This window comes from Halorientalis salina (genome assembly GCF_005049285.1).
Taxonomy (GTDB): Archaea; Halobacteriota; Halobacteria; order Halobacteriales; family Haloarculaceae; genus Halorientalis; species Halorientalis salina.
Genome location: NZ_SOSC01000010.1, coordinates 78,947 through 98,326, shown reverse-complemented (window position 1 = coordinate 98,326; position 19,380 = coordinate 78,947). Strand labels below are relative to the sequence as shown.

Here is a 19,380-nt window from a genome sequence, read left to right as displayed (position 1 = left end):
GTTTCTGATGGGCCTGGCAAGAGCTTCGCTCTTGCGGACGTGGGCGAAAAAGCGGGACCTCGTTGTACTCGGTCCCGTGAACCGCCTCGCTGCGCTCGGCGGATGCTACACAGCACCCACTACTCCGAGCAGATGTCGACGAAGTTCCGGAGGATCGTCAGCCCGGTCTCGCCGGACTTCTCGGGGTGGAACTCCACCTTTTTCTCCTCGGGTGGTTCACTCCGTTCACCACCGCGCGTCGAAAAACGTCCTCAGAAACCTTCGGTTTCTGATGGGCCTCGCAAGAGCTTCGCTCTTGCGGACGTGGGCGAAAAAGCGGGACCTCGTTGTACTCGGTCCCGTGAACCGCCTCGCTGCGCTCGGCGGATGCTATACAGCACCCACTACTCCGAGCAGATGTCGACGAAGTTCCGCAGAATCGTCAGCCCGGTCTCGCCGGACTTCTCGGGGTGGAACTGCGTGCCGAAGACGTTGCCGGCCTCGTTGGCCACGATGCTCGGGAAGTCGCGGCCGTAGTCGGTCGTCGCGACGACGGCGTCGTCGTCCTCGGGACTGGCGTAGTAGGAGTGGACGAAGTAGGCGTGTTCCCCGTCGACGTCCTCGACCAGCGGGTGGTCGCGTTGCACGTCGAGTTCGTTCCAGCCCATGTGGGGCACGGTCTGGTCCCGCTCGAACCGCTTGTTCGTGCCCGGGATCAGGTCCAGCCCTTCGGCGTCGCCCTGGCCGGCGTGGTCGGCTTCTTCGCTGCTGGTTAGCAGCATCTGCATCCCCAGGCAGATGCCGAAGATCGGGAGCCCCTCGTCGGCGGCGTCGACGAGCGCCTCGCGGAAGGGGCCGGCGTTCTCCATGCCCTCGCTGAACGCGCCGACGCCGGGCAGCACGATGCCGTCCGCCCGGTCGAGAGCCGCCGGCTCCGTCACGAGGTCGACGTCCGCGCCGGCCCGTTCCAGGCCCCGCGTCACACTCCGGAGGTTCCCGAGGCCGTAGTCGACGACGACGATCTCGGCTGCCTGCTGTGTAGTCCCGCTCATACCCGACCGTTCGACCGTCCACAGGAAAGGCGTTCCGCTCAGAACTCGCCCAGTTTCGACTGGCCGCCGTCGCCGGCCAGCTCCGCCGCCCGTTCGATAGTCTGCTCGAAGGTTTCCTCCTGACTCCGGTCGTACAGCGTCGCCGCCGGGTGGACGCAAATCAACACGTTCCGCCGTGCGCCGCCGAGTTCGTGGTCAACCAGCGACCCGGCCTCGTTGGTGACGCCGACCGACCGCTCCAGCAGGTGCTCGCTCGGAACCTTCCCGAGCGTGACGATGGCTTCCGGGTCGACCAGATCGATCTCGGCCTCCAGATACCCCCGACAGTTCTCGAGTTCCTCCCCCGTCGGGTCGCGGTTCTCCGGCGGCCGACAGCGCACGCAGTTGGTGATGCGCACGTCCGCCCGCGCCAGCCCCACGTCCCGCAGCGCCTCGTCGAGCACGTCGCCGCTCCGACCGACGAAGGGTTCGCCCTCCTCGTCCTCGTTCGCGCCGGGTGCCTCCCCGACGAACAGCAGGTCCGCGTCCTCCGGCCCGGTCCCGTTGACGATCTGCTGGCGGGAGTCGACCAGCGCGCCGCAGTGCGTACAGTCCACCACCGACGGTCCCTCCATGTGTTCCATACCTGCCTCTCCGACGGACGGGAATAAGAAAGCGCCGTCACCCACGCGCCAGACAGGTCGGCCGCGCGGCTCGCGGTTGCACCGTTCGCTTATTCGGCGGTCTCCCGCTGGTCGAGCGCGCGGCTCGCGGCTTCGCCGTCTTCTCGCGGGCCGTCGGCCCGCTCGAATGGTCCACGGAACGAAGTTCCGCGCTACTCGCTTATTCGGCGGTCTCCCGTTGGTCGACCGCCCTGCTCGCGGTTTCACCGCTCGCAGTCCGCGGCCTCCCAGCGGTCGGCCGCGCGAGCCGCCAACCTCGCAACTCGCAACGGTTCGGGCCGACCCCCCTCCGGCGTGAACCCCCGCACCACGTCGTTGGCCTCGCCGTCGTCGATACCGACGCTCCGGACGAACACCGTCTCGCCGTTGACGGTCAGTTCGCGCCGCGCCGGCTGGCGACGGTAAGTGTCGAGGCGCTCCGCGAGGGCGTCCCCGTCGAACGCTTCGCGAAGTGCCGGTTCCAGCCCTTCACTCTCCTCGAAGGTGACGGAGATGACCGGGCGGCCGACGCGCTGCTGGATGGCGTCGAGGTCTAATACGTTGTACCAGGCGGGTGCGATCCCCGAGACGAGCACGTACTGAACGTCCTCGCGTCCGAGGTCCGCGAACAGCGAACTGACTGCGTCGGTCCCGTCGGTCCCACCGACCGTACAGGAACCGAAAACGAATCCGTCGACCACGCGACTGGCCCGGACGACGGCACCGGCGAGCGTACTCCGCTCGTCACGGAACGACTCGGCGATGCCGAGCGCACGGACCCCGGCTTTCACGTGTTCTCTTGCTCGCTCTCCTTGATATCGGCTAGCTTGTCGAGAAGTTCGTCGTTCGAGGCGCTGAACTCGTACTCGACGTCGCCCTCGTGGGCATTCTCGGCAGTGTTGACACCGTCATCGTCGTCGAAATCAGTATCGTAGTCCTGATTCTCCTGTTCGGATTCGTCGTAGCTACCGAACCCCATGTTCGTTTATTGTAGTTGCTTATTGAAAAACCTCCCGCCGCCCGGTATCCTGATAGGGCTCCCGGCCCCAATCCTCTGTATGGACGTCCACAACGTCACGGCCGACGCGGAGTCGTTCACCTGTAACGCCTATCTGGCGCTCGGCGAGCGGCCGGTCTTAGTCGACGCCGGCGCGATGGAGGGCGTCGTCGACGCCGTTCGCCAGCACACCGACGAGTTGGACGCGGTCGTCCTCACACACCAGCACGGCGACCACGTCGCCCAACTCGACGCCGTCCTCGACGCCTTCGATGTGGACCTCTACGCGTACGCCCACCACGACCGTCGAACCCACGAACTGGCCGACGGCGACACAGTCCTCATCGGCGACGAGGACTGCGAGGTGGTGTTCACACCCGGCCACGCCGACGACCACGTGTCCCTCGTCGGCGACGAGTCGCTGTTCTCCGGCGACGTGGTCGTTCACGACGACGGGGCCTTCGACTACGGGTCGTTCGGCCGGACCGACATGGCCGGCCAGTCACGCGAACGCCTCATCGAGAGCATCCGGACCCTGCTGGATCGCATGCCCGACGGGATCGAATACATGTACTCGGGCCACGGCTCGGTGTATCACGGCGACGTTCGGGACGTGGTCCAGCGAGCGCTGCAACGCGCCGAGAAGCACGAGCCGAAGTATCCCGACGGGTGACCCGCCCGCCCAGCGCCGTCGCTCGCCGGTGGGTTGACTGCAAAACGGACGGCGACGGCGTCAGGCTGCGGCGCGTTCGCGGTTTTTCGTCCGGAGCTTCTTGTAGCCGCATTTCCGACAGCTGTCGGCTCCTTTCGGGTTCCGGGCGTTGCACCGCATGCAGATCATCTTATCGAGGATCCGATCTTCCGCTTTGTCGAACTTGGCCATGGGGGTCGCTTTCGACTCCCCCCGGTTAAGATTTCCGAGTCTGCCGCCGCCCGCGTCCGCGGTGGCAGGAGGGTTTTGAGGATGGCCGGTCAAGCGACGGTATGCTCTACGACCGGCTCGCGGACCTGTCGCTCTCCATCGATGCGATCGACCTCGACGTCCAGGAGCGGGACACGTCCAGTGACTTCGTGCGCGCGACGACGACGATTTCGCTCCACGGCGACGGGGAGACTGGATGCGGCGAGGACGTGACCTACGAGCGGGCAGCCCACCACGAGTTCGCCGAGGCCGGCCCGCCCGAGTTGACCGGCGAGTTCACCATCGCCGAGTTCTCCGAGGTCGTCGCCGAGCGCGACCTGTTTCCCGAGCCGCCCGACAGCGAGGAATCCCGGAACTACCGGCAGTGGGGCTTCGAGAGCGCCGCGCTCGACCTGGCGCTGCGACAGGCCAAGACGGATCTGGCGAGCGCGCTCGACCGCACCTACGACCCCGTGTCCTTCGTCGCCAGCACGAGACTGGGGGACCCGCCTTCGACCGACCGCCTCGAACAGTTGCTCGCTATCTCGCCCGAGCTCTCCTTCAAACTCGACCCCACACCGGACTGGACCGCCGACCTCGCCGACGAGATCGGCGACCTGGCCACGGTCCGAATCGTCGATCTCAAAGGGCAGTACGAGGGCACGGACGTGGACGTGCCCGCCGATCCCGACCTCTACCGGCTCGTCGTCGAGGCGTTCCCGGACGCGGTCGTCGAGGACCCGGCGCTCACCGACGAGACGCGACCGGTCCTGGCCGACCACGAGGACCGGGTGTCCTGGGACCACCCCATCACGGGTATCGAGAGCGTCGAGAACCTCCCCTTCGAGCCGCAGTGGCTGAACATCAAGCCCTCCCGGTTCGGCAGTCTCGAATCCGCTCTCGACACCGTCGAGTACTGTCTGGCGCGGGACGTCCGGCTGTACGGCGGCGGCCAGTTCGAACTCGGGGTCGGCCGCGGCCAGATCCAGGCGCTGGCCTCGCTGTGTTATCCGGACGGTCCCAACGACGTTGCCCCGGGCGGGTACAACGTCCCGGACCCCGAGGACGGATTGCCGTCGAGTCCGCTGGAGCCGCCGACGGACCCCGTCGGGTTCGGGTGGTGACGGAATCCGGTCACGGCCCCTTCATCACTCGTCCGACGGGGGCCGTATCCCGACCGTCTCGACCCGTGCACCGTCGACGGCCTCGACTTCCAGCCGGTAGCCGTCGGTCGTGATCGTGTCGCCGACGTTGGGGGGATGGCCGAGGCGGTCGAACACGAGCCCGCCGAGCGAACTGTAGGAGTCGCTCTCGAAGACTGCATCCAGAACGTCGTTGGCTTGCGCGAGGGGGAGCGCGCCGTCGGCGACGTACGTGCCGTCGGCCCGGCGCTCGACCGATGGTTCGGGCGTGCGGTCGTCGAACCCGTCGCGGATGTCGCCGACGACGACCTCGACGACGTCTTCGACGGTCGCGATTCCCTCCAGCGTCCCCCACTCGTCGATGACTGCGGCGAGCTGGCGTTCGCTCGACTGGAACTCGGCGAGGAGGTCGTCGACGGACGTCGTCTCGGGCACCATCGGGACCTCCCGCGCGAGATCAGCCGCCGTGATATCGGCGGTGTCGCCGCTCTCGCTCGCTCGCAGGACGTCCTTGACGTCGAGGTAGCCCACCACCTCGTCGCCCGCCTCGCCGTCGACGACCGGATACCGGGTGTGACCCCTGTCGACGACGAGCGTCCGCAACGCCGAAAAGCTCGCGTCGGCCGGCACCGTCACGACGTTCGGCTGTGGAACCATCACCTGGCGAGCGGTGACGTCGTCGAGCTCGAAGACCTGCTCGATCATGTCCACTTCACCGGCGTCGACGTGTCCCTCCTGGCCGGCCCGGCTCAAGATTAGTCGGATCTCCTCTTCGGAGAGCGTCTCCTCGGTTTCGGAGGCCGGCGGGACGCCGATCAGGCTCGTGAACCAGTTGGCGGCCCCGTTGAACACGAACAGGCCCGGCAGGAACAGGTAATAGAAGAGCTTCATCGGCGGGGCTATCCGGAGGGCGAGTCGCTCGGCTTCCGCGATCGCGACGGTCTTGGGTGCCAGCTCCCCGAAGACGACGTGCAGGAAGGTGACGGTACTGAACCCGATCACGAGCGCGATGAGGTGGAGCGTTCCCGCCGGAACCACGGGTGCCAACACCGGTTCGATCAGCGCGGCGACGGCCGGTTCGCCGATCCACCCCAGTCCCAGCGACGCGATCGTGATCCCGAGCTGGGTCGCGGCCAGGTAGTCGTCGAGATTCCCCAGTGCATCCTGCAGGGTCGTCGCTCCTCTCCGCCCCTCCTCGACCATTCGATCGACGGCCGTCGACCGGACTCGAACGAGGGCGAACTCCGAGGCGACGAAAAAGCCGTTGAGAACCACCAGAAACAGCGCCGCGAGCAGTCGGCCGACCGAGGCCACGAGGTCTACCATCCCGACGCCCTCCGGGGTTCGCGCGTGGCGGTCGGACTCCCGTCTGCGACCGGGCTCGCCGGCTCTCTCACAGTGGATCGGCGTGTGATCATACGGCGGGGTACACACTGCCGACACTATTCGTTGTGGGTTCTCCGACTGTCGGCCTGGGGGTCGAGAAATCCCGACTCGCGCCCCCGGACGGCGGCCTTACTCCTCGGCCAGGTAATCGTCCTGCACGGCGACGACCGCCGAGGAGTCGGCACACTCGGCGTACCGGGCGAGCGGTTCCTCGTTGAGTTCGAGGAAGGTGTGGCCCCAGGTGAACTTCGAGAGGATCTCCTCGGCGTGGTCGCGCTCGCCCAGGATACACAGCGCCCCGGCGAAGGCCTCGACGGTGTTCAACTGGAAGGCCGTCCCGTAGTTGACGGGGTTCCCGGCGACGAGGAAGGGGAGCGAGCGGTGGATGCCGTCGAGGTCGAAGGCCTCCCGCTCGGCGGTCTCCCAGGAGCAATCGAGGGCGACGAGGCGGTCGTGGCGCGCGCCCGACCCGACGCCGTCGGCGGGTGAGAGCGCCTGCTCGGCGAAGGGGTTGAGGACGATGCCCGGCGGCGTCGCTCGCGTGGAGTTGTGCAGTTCCGCGAGATCGAAGCGGGCGAGTTTGCGGGCGCTGCATTTCTTCGGGTCGTCGTCGCCTTCGTAGCGGACGTGCAGGCCGTACGTGCCCATCACCAGCCCAAACGCTGTCAGCCTTTAAGTCACTTCCAATCGAGGTATACGTGTGCTATCCGAAGGGTCGGACGCGCCGACGTTTACCCTGCCGGGCGTCGTCGACGGAGCACCGCGCGACGTCGACCTCTCCGACTACGTCGGGGACGGCATCCTCGTCCTCGCGTTCTACCCGGCTGATTTCAACCCGGCCTGCGGCGAGGACGCCTGCGACCTGACGGAACTGGACCTCTTTACGATGCAGCAAGACGTCGACGTCTTCGCCGTGGGGCCCGACAGCGTGTTCAGCCACCGGGCCTTCGCCGAGGAGTACTCCCTGTCGCTCCCGCTCCTCTCGGACACCCGCGGCGAGGCGATGGGGGCGTACGACGTCGAATACGACGCCAGCGATCAGTTGCTCGCCGAGCGAGCCGTCTTCGTCGTCGACCAGCGCGGGGTCGTCCAGTACGCCTGGTCGACGACCGACCTGGAGGAGCGGCCCCCCGTCGACGACGTGCGCGAGGCCGCCGCCGACATCGGGGGCGACTCGACGGCCGTCGGCCGCTATCGGGTCGGCCACGCCCACTACATGGAGGGCCGACGGGCCTTCACGAGCGCGATGGGGAGCTACGAGGACCGCGACTGGCTCATCGCCCAGGGCGATTTCGAGCGCGCGATGGACGAGTTCCGGGAGTCGGCCGACCGGTTCCAGAGTGCCGTCCGCTTCGCCGAGTCCGGTCCGCTCGAAGCCGGATTCGAGCGCGCCCAGGAGAAGACCACGTCGCTGTGGCAGGCCGCCGAGTGGCTGGCCGAGTCGGCCAACCAGTACGCCAGCGGGAACGGCGAGGAGGCCGACAACTACCGGCAGGACGCCGAATCGCCGCTGGAGACCGCCCGCGACATCGGGGAACCGCCGGACCCGGACGACATCTCTCTCGATGCCGACGCGGCCACAGCGGCGAGCGCCGCGGGCGACGACGGCGACGACCTCGACGCGCCAACCGACCCCGCCGACGACGAGACGACCTCGGAACCAGGTCGGGACGCCACGGGCGAACCCAAGACCGACGAGGACGTCGACGCTGCGGTCCGGGACGTGGCCGTCGACGGGGACAAGACGGAGCCGGCGGACGCGACGGAGCCGGCGGACGCGACGGAGCCAACAGTTCCCGACGGCGTCGAGTTCGATCTCGACGGTGACGAAGACGACCGGGACGGGACCGAGGCTGTCGGTTCCGAGGACGCCGCCGAGGAGCGTGTCGGAGACGATGGCGACGACGCGGAGCGCAACGACGAGGACGACGAGGACATCGAACTGGACCTGAAAGATCCGAACGAGTGACGAGACCACCGGTTTCTCGGTCCGTCGCCGCGTACGCGGTCGCATGACAGACCGCGAGGCGACGGCCAGGGCGTACTACGAGGCACTCGACGGGCACGACTACGAGGCGCTCGCCGACCTGCTCGCGTCGGGGTTCGTCCACGACCGGCCCGACCAGACCATCGAGGGCAGCGACCGGTTCGTCCGGTTCATGCGCGAGGAGCGCCCGAACACGGAGACGAGCCACCCCGTCGACGCCGTGTACCGGACCGACGACACCGCTCGGGGCGACATCGCGGTCAGGGGTCGGTTGCTCGACGCCGGGGGCGAGCGTATTGTTTCCTTCGTCGACGTGTTCTCGTTTACGGGCGACGAGGTCGCGGCGATTCGGACGTACACGCGGTGAGGCGGCCAAAACAGGTCGTGCCGGTCACGCCGCGTCGTCGTCCCCTTCGTCCGGTTCGTCCTCGACCACCTCGTCGACGATCTCCTCGTCGACGTGCATCTCCCCGGGCTCGGCGGGTTCTTCGGGGGCGTCTTCGGTCCCGCGCTGCTCGATTTCTCCCGGTACACGGTCCGTGCCCGGCAACTCCTCGCCGGCTTGCTCGGCGGTCGCCGACCCGGTCGTCACCGACGACTTCGAGTCCGTCGGGTTCGATTCGCGGTCGGTGATGGTCCCCCGGCGAGTGACGAGATAGACGACGACGCCGAGGCCGAGAACGATCAGAAGTTTCCGCAGGAGGGCACTTCGGGACGACCGGGTCCCGTCCCCCTGGTCCGATTTGTCTGTGTCCGTGGCTTGCGAGCGGTCGCTGAGTGCCTGTCGGATACGAGCCACGCAACTAGTACGACGCGTGCGAGGAAATCCGTTTGGGAACGTATCACACGCACCGACCGTTAGGACGGCCGAGGGGACGGTGCCGCTATTCCTTTTCGCCGGAGCCGAGCGCGCTCTCGCCGACCGGGTCGTGGCCCTCGATGACTTCCTGGCCGCCCATGTACGGCCGGAGCGGTTCGGGGACGGTGACGGTGCCGTCCTCGTTCTGGTAGTACTCCAGGATGGCGACCATCGTCCGGGGGACTGCAAGCCCCGACCCGTTCAGGGTATGGAGGTACTCGGCGGACTCGTGGCGCTCCGGCCGGTAGCGCAGGCCGGCGCGTCGGGCCTGAAAGTCCTCGAAGTTCGACACCGAGGAGACTTCGAGCCAGCGACCGCCCGCCTCGGGACCGTCTTCCATGTCGTCGCCGGGGGCCCACACCTCGATGTCGTACTTCTTGGCCTGGGTGAAGCCCATGTCGCCGGTACACATCTCCAGGACGCGGTAGGGCAGGCCAAGTTTCTGGAGAACGGATTCGGCTTCGCCCAGCAGGCCGTCGAGGCGCTCGTAGCTCTCCTCGGGACGGACGAAGTTGACGAGTTCGACCTTGTTGAACTGGTGGACGCGGACGATGCCCCTGGTTTCGGTCCCGTGCTCGCCGGCCTCCCGCCGGAAGTTCGGGGAAAAGGCCTGGTGTTTCAGCGGCAGGTCGCCGTCCAGCAGGATCTCGTCGCGGTACATGTTCGTGACCGACACCTCCGCCGTCGGGCAGAGCCAGAGGTCGTCGTCGTCGTAGGGCTCCTCGTTGCGCTCGCCGACCCGGTAGGCGTCGTCGACGAACTTCGGGAACTGGCCGGTCCCGCGCATCGAGGCGCTGTTGACCGGCACCGGCGGGTAGATGTCCGAGTACCCCTGCTCGCGGTGCACGTCGAGCATGAACTGGATCAGCGCGTGTTCGAGTCGCGCGCCGTCACCGCGAAGGAAGTAAAAGCCGCCGCCGGTGACCTTCGCGCCCCGTTCGAAGTCCAGGATGCCCAGCTCCTCGCCCAGATCGTAGTGGGGCGTCACGTCGTCGATGACGTCGACGTCGTCGAAGCCCTCGCGGTAGGCCTCGACGTTGTCGCTCTCGTCGTCGCCGACGGGGGCGTCCTCGTGGGGGATCTGGGGGAGCTCCAGCATCGCGTCTTCGAGCTGGTCTTTCAACCCGTCGGCGGTCTCCTCGACGTCCTCGAGTTCGTCCTTGAGCTCCTGGGAGCGCTCGATGGCGTCCTGGGCGGCTTCCTCGTCGCCGTCCTGTTTGAGCTGGCCGATCTTCGAGCTGACCTCGTTGCGCTCGTGGCGCAGGTCGTCACCCCGCGCTTTCAGTTCGCGCCACTCCTCGTCGAGTTCGAGTATCCGGTCCAGGTCGACGTCGTCGACGCCCTTCTGTTCGAGGGCGTCCCGGACGGCATCGGGGTTCTCACGGAGGAACTGCCTGCTGATCATTTGGCAGTCGGTTTGCCGTGGCGTGGCAAAACCGTGTCGCTCTGGCCCGTTGGCGCCGTCCCGTCCGTGGGTGGCAATATCATGTATGAGAAGAGGGAGCGTACTTTTATACTGTAGTTTAATCGAACGTTCTTGCATGTCGAGTATCGGGTCTGGGACCGCTCCGCCGGACACGACCGCACAGCGCTCGCGACTCGTCGTCCGACCCCGACGATCGGAGGCATCATGATCATTCCCGAGAGCACGTTCTATCTGCTGGTTTCGACCGTGGCGCTCGTCGCGACACTCGGCTTCGTCGCCAGACTCCGCCAGTTCTCCGGGACGACGCGCCAGTACCTGCTGCTCGCACCGTTCGCATCCGGGATGTTGATGATCGGTTACTTCGCGATGGCCAACCAGCTGCTCGTCCTTCACAGTCCCGGCGGCGAACCGGTTCCCGTCTCGCGGTTCTTGATGTACCTGTTCACGTATCCGCTCGTGGTCGCGTCGATCGGCGTACTCGCGGACGCCAGTCGCCGGCTCACGCTCGCTGGAATGATCGCGCTCGTCGGGTTCGTGACCGGGACGCTGATAAACTGGCTCGCTCCAGTGCCCTTCGACAGCGGCGGCAAACTGATGGTTCTCGCATCGATCGCCAGCGCTCTCTACCTGCTTTTCCTCCCTTACACCCAGTCCGCCCAGGCCGTGACCGGTGCCCGGCGGCTGCTCTTCGGGAAACTCCGGAACCTCATGGCGCTGTTGATGCTGATGTACCTCGTCGTCGGACTGACCTCCCGCCAGGGCCTCGGGCTCCTCGGGACGTTCACCGGCGTCTACGTCGGCGGCTACCTCGACCTGCTCGGGCACATCGGGTTCGGCGGAATCCTGCTGCGAGCGCCGACCGCGATCCGGGAACTCGCGGCCGAGCACCCGACGCCGCTCGATTACTTCCGCGACGACGGAACGCACCCACCGAGCGCCGACACCCCGGCCGGTGATTGACGATGCGTAATCAACCTCGAAGTGGTTTGTTATCGGATCTAATAATCCGCCCGTCAGGTTTTACCGAGACGACTGGCATCGTTCGGGTACGATTCACACGGGGTATGCGGCCCGGAAGTGAGGACACATGAACTTCGATACGAACGTACTGGATCGGGTCAGGTCGAGCTACAGCCTGAAGATGGTGGTCACGCTCAGCGTGGTCTTCCTGATCACGCTGGTCTCGACCGCCTTTTTTTACGGTAACGTTGCCGGCGAACTCGGGCAGTCGGCGGACGCGGCCTTCACCGACCACGCGAGCGACGGTGCCAACGTCACGGCGCTGTGGGCCGACTCGAACGAGGCACTCGCCACCGGCGTCGCGACGTCGAGCGCCGTCGAGAGCGGCGATACCGACCGGATCGCGGATCGACTCGACCGGGCGGCAGGGGCCGATCGCGTCGCCGCGGTCCACTACGTCGACCGGACGAGCGGCGAGATACTGTCGAGTTCGGCGAGCGACGCGACGGGCGAGACGGTCGCGGTCGGTGACGCCGGCGACGGCGAGGCGGTCGCGGGCACGCCGCGGGCGGCCGTGAGCGGTGACGCGACGGTCGTGCCGTTCGTGGCGGCGGTCGACGCGGACCGCGCGATCGTCGTGGACGCCTCGACGGCGTCCCTGCAGTCCCGGATCGCGGACGACGGCTACGCGACGGCGCTCGTGGTCGACGGAACCCCAGTGGCCGCATCCGGGTCGACGGCGTGGAACGCCACGGGCGCGGCGGACCTGGCCGGCGACGAGGGCATCGAGACGACGACCGTCGACGGGTCCGAGTTCGCGACGACGGGGGCGGGCGTGGCCGACACGAACTGGCAGGTCGTGACGTACGCGCCGAGCGACGTGGTGTACACTGACCGGAACACCGCGACGGCGGGGCTCGTCGCGCTCCTGTACGTCATCGCCCTGAACCTCGGCGTGTTCGGGATCACCATCGGTGGCAACCTCGCACTGGCGCTGCGCCAGCTCGCGGATCGGGCCAGCGAGATCGGCGAGGGGAACCTGGACGTCGAACTGGAGACCGACCGCACCGACGAGGTCGGGATGCTCTACGGGGAGTTCGGCGCGATGCGCGACTCGCTCAAGGAGTCCCTGGCCGAAGCCGACGACGCGAGAGCCGAGGCCGAACGCGCACGCGAGGAGGCCGAACAGCGCGAACTCGAGACCCAGCGGTTCAACGAGCAGCTCGAAGCCGAGGCCGAACGCTACAGCGAGACGATGGCGGCCTGTGCGGACGGCGACCTCACCCGGCGGCTCGACCCCGAAACCGACAGTGATGCGATGCAGTCGATCGCCGACTCGTTCAACGAGATGATCGCCGACCTCGAACGGACCGTCGCCGACGTCCAGCAGTTCGCCGAGGACGTCGCCGCGTCGAGTCACGACGTCGAGGACAGCGCCGGCGAGGTCAAGGAGGCAAGCGAGGAGGTCAGCCGCTCCATCCAGGGAATCTCGACGGGCGCACAGGAACAGACCGAGGACCTGCAGGCGACGGGTGACGAGGTCAACGACCTCTCGGCGACCATCGAGGAGGTGGCCTCGACGACCGACGAGGTCGCCAGCCAGTCCGACAGGGTGGCCGAACTCGGTGCCGAGGGCCGCGAGCAGGCCGAGGCGACCATCGAGGAGATGCAGTCCATCGAGGCACAGACGGGCAACGTAGTCGAGTCGATCGAGCGGCTCACCGACGAGATCGACGAGATCAGCGAGGTGACTCGTCTGATCGACGAGATCGCCGAGCAGACCTCGATTCTGGCGCTGAACGCCAACATCGAGGCCGCCCGCGCCGGCGAGTCCGGCTCCGGGTTCGCGGTCGTCGCCGAGGAGGTCAAGGAACTCTCCGAGGAGACCCAGCGGGCGGTCGACGAGATCGAGACGACCATCTCGTCGGTCCAGGACCGGGCGACGGCCAGCGCCGAGGACATCCGCGAAGCCGAGTCCCGCATCACCGAGGGGACCGAGACCGTCGAGGACCTGACCGACTCGCTCGAAGCGATCGTCGACGGGGTCGACAGCGTCGACGGCGGCCTCAAGAGCATCAACGACGCCACCGACGAACAGGCCGACTCTGCCCAGCAGATCGTCCGGATGGTCGACGAGATCGCCAGCGTCTCCGAGGAGACCACCCAGCAGGCCGAGACCGTCGCCGCCGCCTCCGAGGAGGCCAGCAGCTCGATCAGCCAGGTGTCGGACTCGGCGGCGAGCCTGGCCGAGCGGACCCGAGAACTCCAGGAGATGCTCGCCGCCTTCGAGATCGACGCGGGCGACGAGAAGATACAGGCGGTACCCTCCGGAGGCGACGATTGACCGGCTTCGTCGCTCACATCGGGCGAAAGCGTGATATGCCGCGGCGAGGCAGGTGTAGTCGAGATGGTCAGTGAGAAGGCCCTGGGGATCGATCTCGGGACGACCAACAGCGGCATGGCGCTCATCGAGGGCGACGACGTCCAGATGTTACAGAACAACGAGGGCGAGCCGCTGACGCCGTCGGTCGTCAGCTTCGACGACGACGGGGACCCGGTGGTCGGCCGGCGCGCCGAGAACCGCGCCCCCGCCAATCCCGACCGAACGATCAGAACCATCAAGCGCCACATCGGCACGGGTGACGGCGTCGAGATCGACGGCGAGTCCTACGACCCCGCCGAGATCTCCGCCGAGATCCTCCGGAAACTCAAGGCTGACGCCGAGTCCTATCTCGGTGAGGAAGTCACGAGAGCCGTCGTCACCGTCCCGGCCTACTTCACCGCAGACCAGAAGAAGGCGACCCGACGGGCAGCCGAACTGGCCGGCTTCGACGAGATCACGCTCCTGAACGAACCGACCGCGGCGGCCATCGCCCACGGCTACGACGCCGGCCTCGACGAGGAGACGCTCGTGGTCTACGACTTCGGCGGCGGCACGCTCGACGTCTCCGTTCTGGAGATCGCCGACGACACCTTCACCATCCTGACGACCAGTGGCGACAACCACCTCGGCGGCACCGACTTCGACGAGGCGATCGTCGAACACGTCGCCGACCGGATCGAGGGGGACCGGGGCATCGACGTCCTGGCCGCGGACGAACTCCGGGCGAACCTCCGCTCGCTCGGCGAGAGCGCGAAGATCGACCTCTCGACCGCCGCGGAGACAGAACTCATCGAACCGCTACTCGGCCAGGTCGACGGCGAGATCGTCGACGTCGAGGAGACGCTGACCCGCGACACCTTCGAGTCGATCACGGAGGACCTCCGGGAACGAGCCCTGGCCCCGCTGGAACAGGCGCTCGACGACGCCGACCGCACGACCCGCGACGTCGACACCGTCTTGCTGGTGGGCGGGTCGACGCGGATGCCGGCCATCCAGGAACGCGTCGCCGACTACACCGGCGTCGATCCCGAACTGACCTTCGAACCGGACAAGATCGTCGCGAAGGGGGCGGCGCTGTACGCCGAGAAGAGCGGGGCCGTCGAGGAGCAGTACGCTTGCACCTGCGGCGAGACCTTCGACGCCCGCGAGGCGTTCCAGAACCACGTCGACGACGCACACGGGGCAGCGGATCACGCCGAGAAAGTCGAGGAACGCGGCGAGATCACGGTCAAAAGCATCGTCACACGCTCGCTGGGCACCCGCGTCAAGGACGGCAGCTTCAACGTCTTGATCGAGAAGGGGACGCCCATCACGGAAGCGACGGGGACGAAGTACTACACGACGACCCGCGACGACCAGACGATCATGGCCATCGACGTGTTTCAGGGCGAACACGAAACGGCTCGCGAGAACGAGAAGTTGGACGAGTTCACGCTCACCGGCATCCCGGAGGCCCCGGCCGGCGACCCGACCATCGAGGTGACCTTCCGGATCGACGACGACGGCATTCTCCACGTGACGGCCGAAGACATCGACGGCGACGCCGAGGGCTCGCTCACCGTCGAACAGAACGTCACCGGCACCTCGCCCGACGACGGCAGCGATACGGCACAGGTCGGGTCCTGACGGCGGTTCTGGTCTACTCCCGTTTGCTGCTTTCAGAAGTTTTACACGACTGGTGTCTCAAGATCGGATATGTACTGTCCGTCGTGCGGGACCGAGGTGTCCGCACAGAACCGGCAGTGTCCCGAGTGTGGCGTGACGCTGTCACAGGACGAGCAGGGTGGACAGGGCACGCAACCGACCCAGGGCGACGAACACGGGACCGGCCAGACACCGCCCCAACAGCCCGGATCGGGGACCCAGGAGTCCGGGCAACCCGTCAGTGTCGGCGGGGGCCAACCCCAGCAATCCGGTGGCGGTCCACAGCAACCGACGCAGGGCGGCCGGCAACAACCGACGCAGGGCGGTCAGCAGCAACCGGGCCAGGGTGGTCAGTCCGGCAATTACCAGCAACCGACGCAGGGCAGTCAGCCCGGCGGTCACCAGCGACAGGGCCAGGGAGCCCAGCGCGGTGGCGGCACGCGTCAGGGCGGCAACCAGCAGACGACCGGAACGGCCACGAGTCTGCTCTCGGACCTGCCCATCGTCGGCGGCGTCATTTACGGGCTGTTCTCGTATCTCATCAGTTTCGTCGTCATCTCCGCCTTCGTCCTCCTGGAAGTGGAGGACAGCGACGGGCTGGGCGTGCTTCCGGTGGAGGACTCGGTCGATGCGCTGGTCGCGCTGTTCGGCTGGTTCTTCTACTCGGCACACGGAGTCCAGACTACGGACTCGGCCGGTGACGAGTCGATAAACTTCGTCGAAGAGGCCTACAGCGCCACGCTGGACCCGATAGTGCCGAAAATCGCCTACTACGTCGTCCCGGCAGTGCTCCTCTTGCTGTTCGGGATGATACTCGCCTCGCGAGCGTCGATGGACGAACCCGTCTCCCGGTTCGACAGCGCCCGGGCCGGCGCGACGATCGCCGTCGGCTACCTCGCGCTCACGGTCCTCGGCGCGATGACCGTCTTCTCGTACAGCGGGACCGGTGGCGTCGTCACGATTCAGCCGGACCTTGGCAGCGCAGTTCTGATAATGGGGCTTGTCTACCCGGTCGCCATCGGCGGACTGGCCGGGTATCTGGCTGGCGGTTGATCGTTCGGCGACGAGTCAGGAGCCGTCGCCTTTCGCGACCACGACGCGGGCCGGTCTGAGGACGCGGTCCCCCAGAGCATAGCCCGCGTCGAGTTCTCGGACGATCTCGCCGTCGTCGCGGTCGTCGGCCGGCACCCGTTCGACCATCTTGTGTCGGCTCGCGTCGAACTGGCCGTCCGAGCGGATGCGCTCGACCTCGCCGCCGGTAAAGGACTGCTCGAACTGTTTGCGGACCAGCGAGAGCTGTCGGTCGGTGTCCTCGTCCAGGTCGGCCATCCCGAGGACGTTGTCGAGGCTGTCCTTGACCGACAGCATGCGGTCGGCGAAGTCGGCCAGCGTCTGTGCGGCCAGTTGCTCGCGCTCGCGCTCGCCGCGCCGCTGGTAGTCCTCGACGCGCGTTTCGAGGTCCGAGAGCCGCTGTTCGCGCTCCTCGTCGGCCTCCTGGAGGGTCGCCACCGCGACCGATAGCTGCTCGATCTCGCCGCGCAGTCGCGTCAGTTCCTCGCCGACAGCGCCGTCGATCGACGATGTCGCGGGTAGACCCTCGTCGGCCCGGTCGTCGTCGCCGTCGGGTTCGGCTGTCCCGTCTTCTCGCATACGTCACGGAAACGCGTGTCGGGGACTTCACTTCCCGGGTCGTCCGAACCGTTTTTCCCCGCGGGCTTCGGTCCTCCGGTATGGCAATCGGCGACGTGTTCGAGGTGACCGAGGGCGACTGTCAGGACGTCTACTACGTCGACACCGGGATGTACGACGCCCCCGAGTACGGCTCGGTGTACATCGTCGACGGGGAGCGGCCCGCACTGATCGATTCGGGTATCGGGACCGAGTACGAGCGGATCCTCGATGCGATGGACGAGGTCGGCATCGCGCCGGCGGATCTCGATGTCATCGCGCTCACGCACGTCCACCTCGACCACGCGGGCGGTGCGGGCCACCTCGCGGCGGCCTGTCCGAACGCGACCGTCGCCATCCACGAGATCGGCGCGCGCCACCTCGTCGACCCCTCGCGACTGATCGAGGGGACGAAAGCGGCCGTCGGCGACCAGTGGGCGTTCTACACCGACCCGGAACCGATCCCCGAGGACCGCATCCGCGAACTCACCGACGGTGACGTCATCGACCTCGGGGACCGCGAACTGCGCGTCCACCACGCGCCGGGACACGCACCCCATCAGGTCGTCTTCGAAGAACCCGACGACGCGATCGTGTTCGTCGCCGACGCGGCGGGCATCTACGTCCCCAGCGAGGCGTTCATCCAGCACACCTCGCCCCCGTCGAACTTCGACTTGGAGCAGGTGCTCGCTGACATAGACACGATCCGGGAACTGGACCCCGAGGTACTCTGTTACGGGCACTTCGGCTCGGCGCGGACCGACGACCGCCTCCAGGAGTACGCGGACGCCATCGCCGAGTGGGTCGATCGCGTCGCGACGAAACGCGAGGAACTCGACGACGACGACGCTGTCATCGAGCACTTCGCCGAGCGGACCGATATGATCGGCATCTGGGGCGAGCGCAAGGCTCGCGGCGAAGAACGAATGAACGTCCGCGGTGTCCTGACCTACCTCGACGAGCGCGACGGGGCCGACGGCGACTGACGGTTCCCCGTCCGCCGTCTTACTGGTTGTCGAGGATCGTCTCGGCTTCCGTGACCGACGACGCGGTCCTGATCTCGTAGTTCTCGGCGTCCTCGCCAGACTCCTCGTACTGCAGTTCGCTCGTCGTGGCGGTCGGCGGGATCCGGACGACGGTGGCCAGTCCGTTCTCCGCGAGCCGGCGCTTGCCGCGTTCGAGTTGCTCCGCCGCGCCCGGATCTCCGATCTGGAGTTCCGCGAGGTCCTGGATCATGTCGAATCCCGTCTCCAGTCGTTCGGCCGCCTCGATGAACTCCTCGGTCGACTCCGTCGCCTCTTCTTCCACGAAAAAGCCCGAGAGCTCCGCGTACAACCGGTTGCGCTCCTCGTCGACGTCGACACTCCACTGTCCCATACCCCTGTGATGTAAGCACTCCGTAATGAATGTTCGCAGACTGTTGGGTATCGATCGATTCGGGGTCCGCGCTGGGGTCAGTTGTCCTCGCGGCGCGCGTCGAGCAGTTTCTCGGCTTTCTCGATGGAGTCGGTTTTCGCCAACTGGTAGTCCTCCTCGCCTTCGCCGGCGCGGTCGAACTGCATCTGGCCCGTCGTCGACTCGGAGACGACGCGACAGACGGCCGCGACGCCGTTTTCGGTGATCCCGCGTTTGCCCCGTTCGATGTGGTCCATCGCTTCCTGGTCGGCCGGCTCGAACCCGGACATGTCGTTGATCTCGTCGAACCCCGGGTCGAGTCGCTCCGCGGCCTCGATAACCGCATCCGCCGCTTCCGCCACTTCCTCGACCTCGAAGTGCCCGTCCAGGGATAGGTACAGTCTGTTCTTCTCCTCGTCCGTGTCGACGTTCCAAGTGCCCATGTGTGTTCTCCGTGTGATCGAATCGCTCACGTGTTTCAGCCCGTCCCGGGCCGACTGTCCGACGACTGGGTCTCCCTAGTCGCCCCGCGAGTCCAGCAGTTTCTCGGCCTCGTCGATCGAGTTCGCCTTTGCGAGCTGGTAGTTCTCGACGCCCTCGCCGGCGCGGTCGAACTGCATCTGGCCGGTCGTCGATTCGGAGACGACGCGGACGGCGGCCTCCATACCGTTCTCGGCGAGGCCGCGCTTCCCGCGTTTGATCTCCGCCATCGCGTCCTCGCTGGCCGGCTCGAAACTCGACATGTCGTTGACGAGGTCGAACCCGCCGTCCATGTCGATCGCGGCCTCTGTCACGGCGTCGGCCACCTTCTCGTGTTCCGATAGCTCCAGGTAGCCCGACAGCGTGAGGTATATTCGACTCCGCTCCTCGTCGATTTCGACGCTCCAGTCGCCCATAGGGCGAGTATCGCGGTACCGGTCAAAAGCGTTCCTCGCCGTTTTTCACCGTTGATAGTGGGTC

22 protein-coding genes and 1 pseudogene are annotated in these 19,380 nt (G+C 66.9%); 9 read left to right on the top strand and 14 right to left on the bottom strand.

Features of this window, described 5'->3' with window-relative positions; translation table 11 throughout:
* Nucleotides 1-119: 119 nt before the first annotated feature.
* The 5 genes and pseudogenes from E2481_RS15595 to E2481_RS15575 form a co-directional block, all read right to left on the bottom strand.
* Nucleotides 120-194 (bottom strand): annotated as a pseudogene (locus E2481_RS15595) (imidazole glycerol phosphate synthase subunit HisH); the annotation flags it as partial.
* 189 nt (nt 195-383) lie between these two features.
* On the bottom strand, nt 384-1,031 hold the full coding sequence (hisH, locus tag E2481_RS15590; protein WP_136718089.1) for an imidazole glycerol phosphate synthase subunit HisH: 648 nt from the start codon (nt 1,029-1,031) through the stop codon (nt 384-386).
* 38 nt (nt 1,032-1,069) lie between these two features.
* Nucleotides 1,070-1,654, bottom strand: coding sequence for a uracil-DNA glycosylase (locus E2481_RS15585; protein ID WP_136718088.1), 585 nt, complete (start codon nt 1,652-1,654; stop codon nt 1,070-1,072).
* 242 nt (nt 1,655-1,896) lie between these two features.
* Nucleotides 1,897-2,463 (bottom strand): endonuclease dU, encoded by a 567-nt coding sequence (locus E2481_RS15580; protein ID WP_136718087.1) that lies wholly within the window; start codon nt 2,461-2,463, stop codon nt 1,897-1,899.
* Nucleotides 2,460-2,651, bottom strand: a complete 192-nt coding sequence (locus tag E2481_RS15575; RefSeq protein WP_136718086.1) for a DUF5786 family protein — start codon at nt 2,649-2,651, stop codon at nt 2,460-2,462. The genes E2481_RS15580 and E2481_RS15575 overlap by 4 nt, the downstream gene beginning before the upstream one ends.
* Before the next feature lie 79 nt (nt 2,652-2,730).
* Here E2481_RS15575 and E2481_RS15570 point away from each other — a divergent pair, with 79 nt between their 5' ends.
* Nucleotides 2,731-3,342, top strand: a complete 612-nt coding sequence (locus E2481_RS15570; protein WP_136718085.1) for an MBL fold metallo-hydrolase — start codon at nt 2,731-2,733, stop codon at nt 3,340-3,342.
* Between the two features lie 60 nt (nt 3,343-3,402).
* Here the strand turns inward: E2481_RS15570 and E2481_RS15565 are convergent, their stop codons facing one another.
* Complete coding sequence (locus E2481_RS15565) at nt 3,403-3,552, bottom strand: 50S ribosomal protein L40e (RefSeq protein ID WP_136718084.1); 150 nt, start codon at nt 3,550-3,552, stop codon at nt 3,403-3,405.
* Nucleotides 3,553-3,653: 101 nt separating this feature from the next.
* Here E2481_RS15565 and E2481_RS15560 point away from each other — a divergent pair, with 101 nt between their 5' ends.
* Nucleotides 3,654-4,694, top strand: a complete 1,041-nt coding sequence (locus E2481_RS15560) for a hypothetical protein (RefSeq protein WP_136718083.1) — start codon at nt 3,654-3,656, stop codon at nt 4,692-4,694.
* A gap of 24 nt (nt 4,695-4,718) precedes the next feature.
* Here the strand turns inward: E2481_RS15560 and E2481_RS15555 are convergent, their stop codons facing one another.
* Both E2481_RS15555 and E2481_RS15550 read right to left on the bottom strand, forming a co-directional pair.
* Complete coding sequence (locus E2481_RS15555) at nt 4,719-6,038, bottom strand: hemolysin family protein (RefSeq protein ID WP_136718082.1); 1,320 nt, start codon at nt 6,036-6,038, stop codon at nt 4,719-4,721.
* Nucleotides 6,039-6,227: 189 nt separating this feature from the next.
* The gene (locus E2481_RS15550) at nt 6,228-6,746 is read right to left on the bottom strand and encodes a DUF367 family protein (protein ID WP_136718081.1); all 519 of its coding nucleotides are present in this window, start codon (nt 6,744-6,746) and stop codon (nt 6,228-6,230) included.
* Nucleotides 6,747-6,798: 52 nt separating this feature from the next.
* Between E2481_RS15550 and E2481_RS15545 the strand changes: the two genes are divergently transcribed.
* Nucleotides 6,799-8,067 (top strand): redoxin domain-containing protein, encoded by a 1,269-nt coding sequence (locus E2481_RS15545; RefSeq protein WP_136718080.1) that lies wholly within the window; start codon nt 6,799-6,801, stop codon nt 8,065-8,067.
* Between the two features lie 43 nt (nt 8,068-8,110).
* Nucleotides 8,111-8,452, top strand: coding sequence for a nuclear transport factor 2 family protein (locus E2481_RS15540; protein WP_136718079.1), 342 nt, complete (start codon nt 8,111-8,113; stop codon nt 8,450-8,452).
* 24 nt (nt 8,453-8,476) lie between these two features.
* Here E2481_RS15540 and E2481_RS15535 read toward each other — a convergent pair whose 3' ends face one another.
* Nucleotides 8,477-8,884, bottom strand: a complete 408-nt coding sequence (locus tag E2481_RS15535; RefSeq protein WP_136718078.1) for a hypothetical protein — start codon at nt 8,882-8,884, stop codon at nt 8,477-8,479.
* An 85-nt stretch (nt 8,885-8,969) separates the two neighbouring features.
* Nucleotides 8,970-10,349: a serine--tRNA ligase gene (gene serS, locus E2481_RS15530; protein WP_136718077.1), complete on the bottom strand. Its 1,380-nt coding sequence runs from the start codon at nt 10,347-10,349 to the stop codon at nt 8,970-8,972.
* Between the two features lie 225 nt (nt 10,350-10,574).
* Here serS and E2481_RS15525 point away from each other — a divergent pair, with 225 nt between their 5' ends.
* The 4 genes from E2481_RS15525 (at nt 10,575) to E2481_RS15510 (ending at nt 16,410) form a co-directional block, all read left to right on the top strand.
* A complete protein-coding gene (locus E2481_RS15525; RefSeq protein WP_136718076.1) occupies nt 10,575-11,330 on the top strand; it encodes a bacteriorhodopsin in 756 nt (251 codons plus the stop codon).
* A 127-nt stretch (nt 11,331-11,457) separates the two neighbouring features.
* The gene (locus E2481_RS15520; protein ID WP_136718075.1) at nt 11,458-13,674 is read left to right on the top strand and encodes a methyl-accepting chemotaxis protein; all 2,217 of its coding nucleotides are present in this window, start codon (nt 11,458-11,460) and stop codon (nt 13,672-13,674) included.
* A gap of 63 nt (nt 13,675-13,737) precedes the next feature.
* Complete coding sequence (locus tag E2481_RS19045; RefSeq protein ID WP_250137845.1) at nt 13,738-15,339, top strand: Hsp70 family protein; 1,602 nt, start codon at nt 13,738-13,740, stop codon at nt 15,337-15,339.
* Nucleotides 15,340-15,408: 69 nt separating this feature from the next.
* Nucleotides 15,409-16,410, top strand: a complete 1,002-nt coding sequence (locus E2481_RS15510; protein WP_136718074.1) for a zinc ribbon domain-containing protein — start codon at nt 15,409-15,411, stop codon at nt 16,408-16,410.
* A gap of 15 nt (nt 16,411-16,425) precedes the next feature.
* Here E2481_RS15510 and E2481_RS15505 read toward each other — a convergent pair whose 3' ends face one another.
* On the bottom strand, nt 16,426-17,007 hold the full coding sequence (locus E2481_RS15505) for a nucleotide exchange factor GrpE (RefSeq protein WP_136718073.1): 582 nt from the start codon (nt 17,005-17,007) through the stop codon (nt 16,426-16,428).
* An 80-nt stretch (nt 17,008-17,087) separates the two neighbouring features.
* Between E2481_RS15505 and E2481_RS15500 the strand changes: the two genes are divergently transcribed.
* Entirely contained in the window at nt 17,088-18,011 is a 924-nt protein-coding gene (locus E2481_RS15500) for an MBL fold metallo-hydrolase (protein WP_136718072.1), read from the top strand.
* A gap of 19 nt (nt 18,012-18,030) precedes the next feature.
* On the opposite strand, the gene E2481_RS15495 is transcribed toward E2481_RS15500, so the two are convergent.
* The 3 genes from E2481_RS15495 to E2481_RS15485 all read right to left on the bottom strand — a co-directional run bounded on the left by E2481_RS15495 (nt 18,031) and on the right by E2481_RS15485 (nt 19,316).
* Entirely contained in the window at nt 18,031-18,402 is a 372-nt protein-coding gene (locus tag E2481_RS15495) for a hypothetical protein (RefSeq protein WP_136718071.1), read from the bottom strand.
* A 77-nt stretch (nt 18,403-18,479) separates the two neighbouring features.
* Nucleotides 18,480-18,863, bottom strand: a complete 384-nt coding sequence (locus E2481_RS15490; protein WP_136718070.1) for a hypothetical protein — start codon at nt 18,861-18,863, stop codon at nt 18,480-18,482.
* A 75-nt stretch (nt 18,864-18,938) separates the two neighbouring features.
* The gene (locus tag E2481_RS15485) at nt 18,939-19,316 is read right to left on the bottom strand and encodes a hypothetical protein (RefSeq protein ID WP_136718069.1); all 378 of its coding nucleotides are present in this window, start codon (nt 19,314-19,316) and stop codon (nt 18,939-18,941) included.
* Nucleotides 19,317-19,380 lie beyond the last annotated feature (64 nt).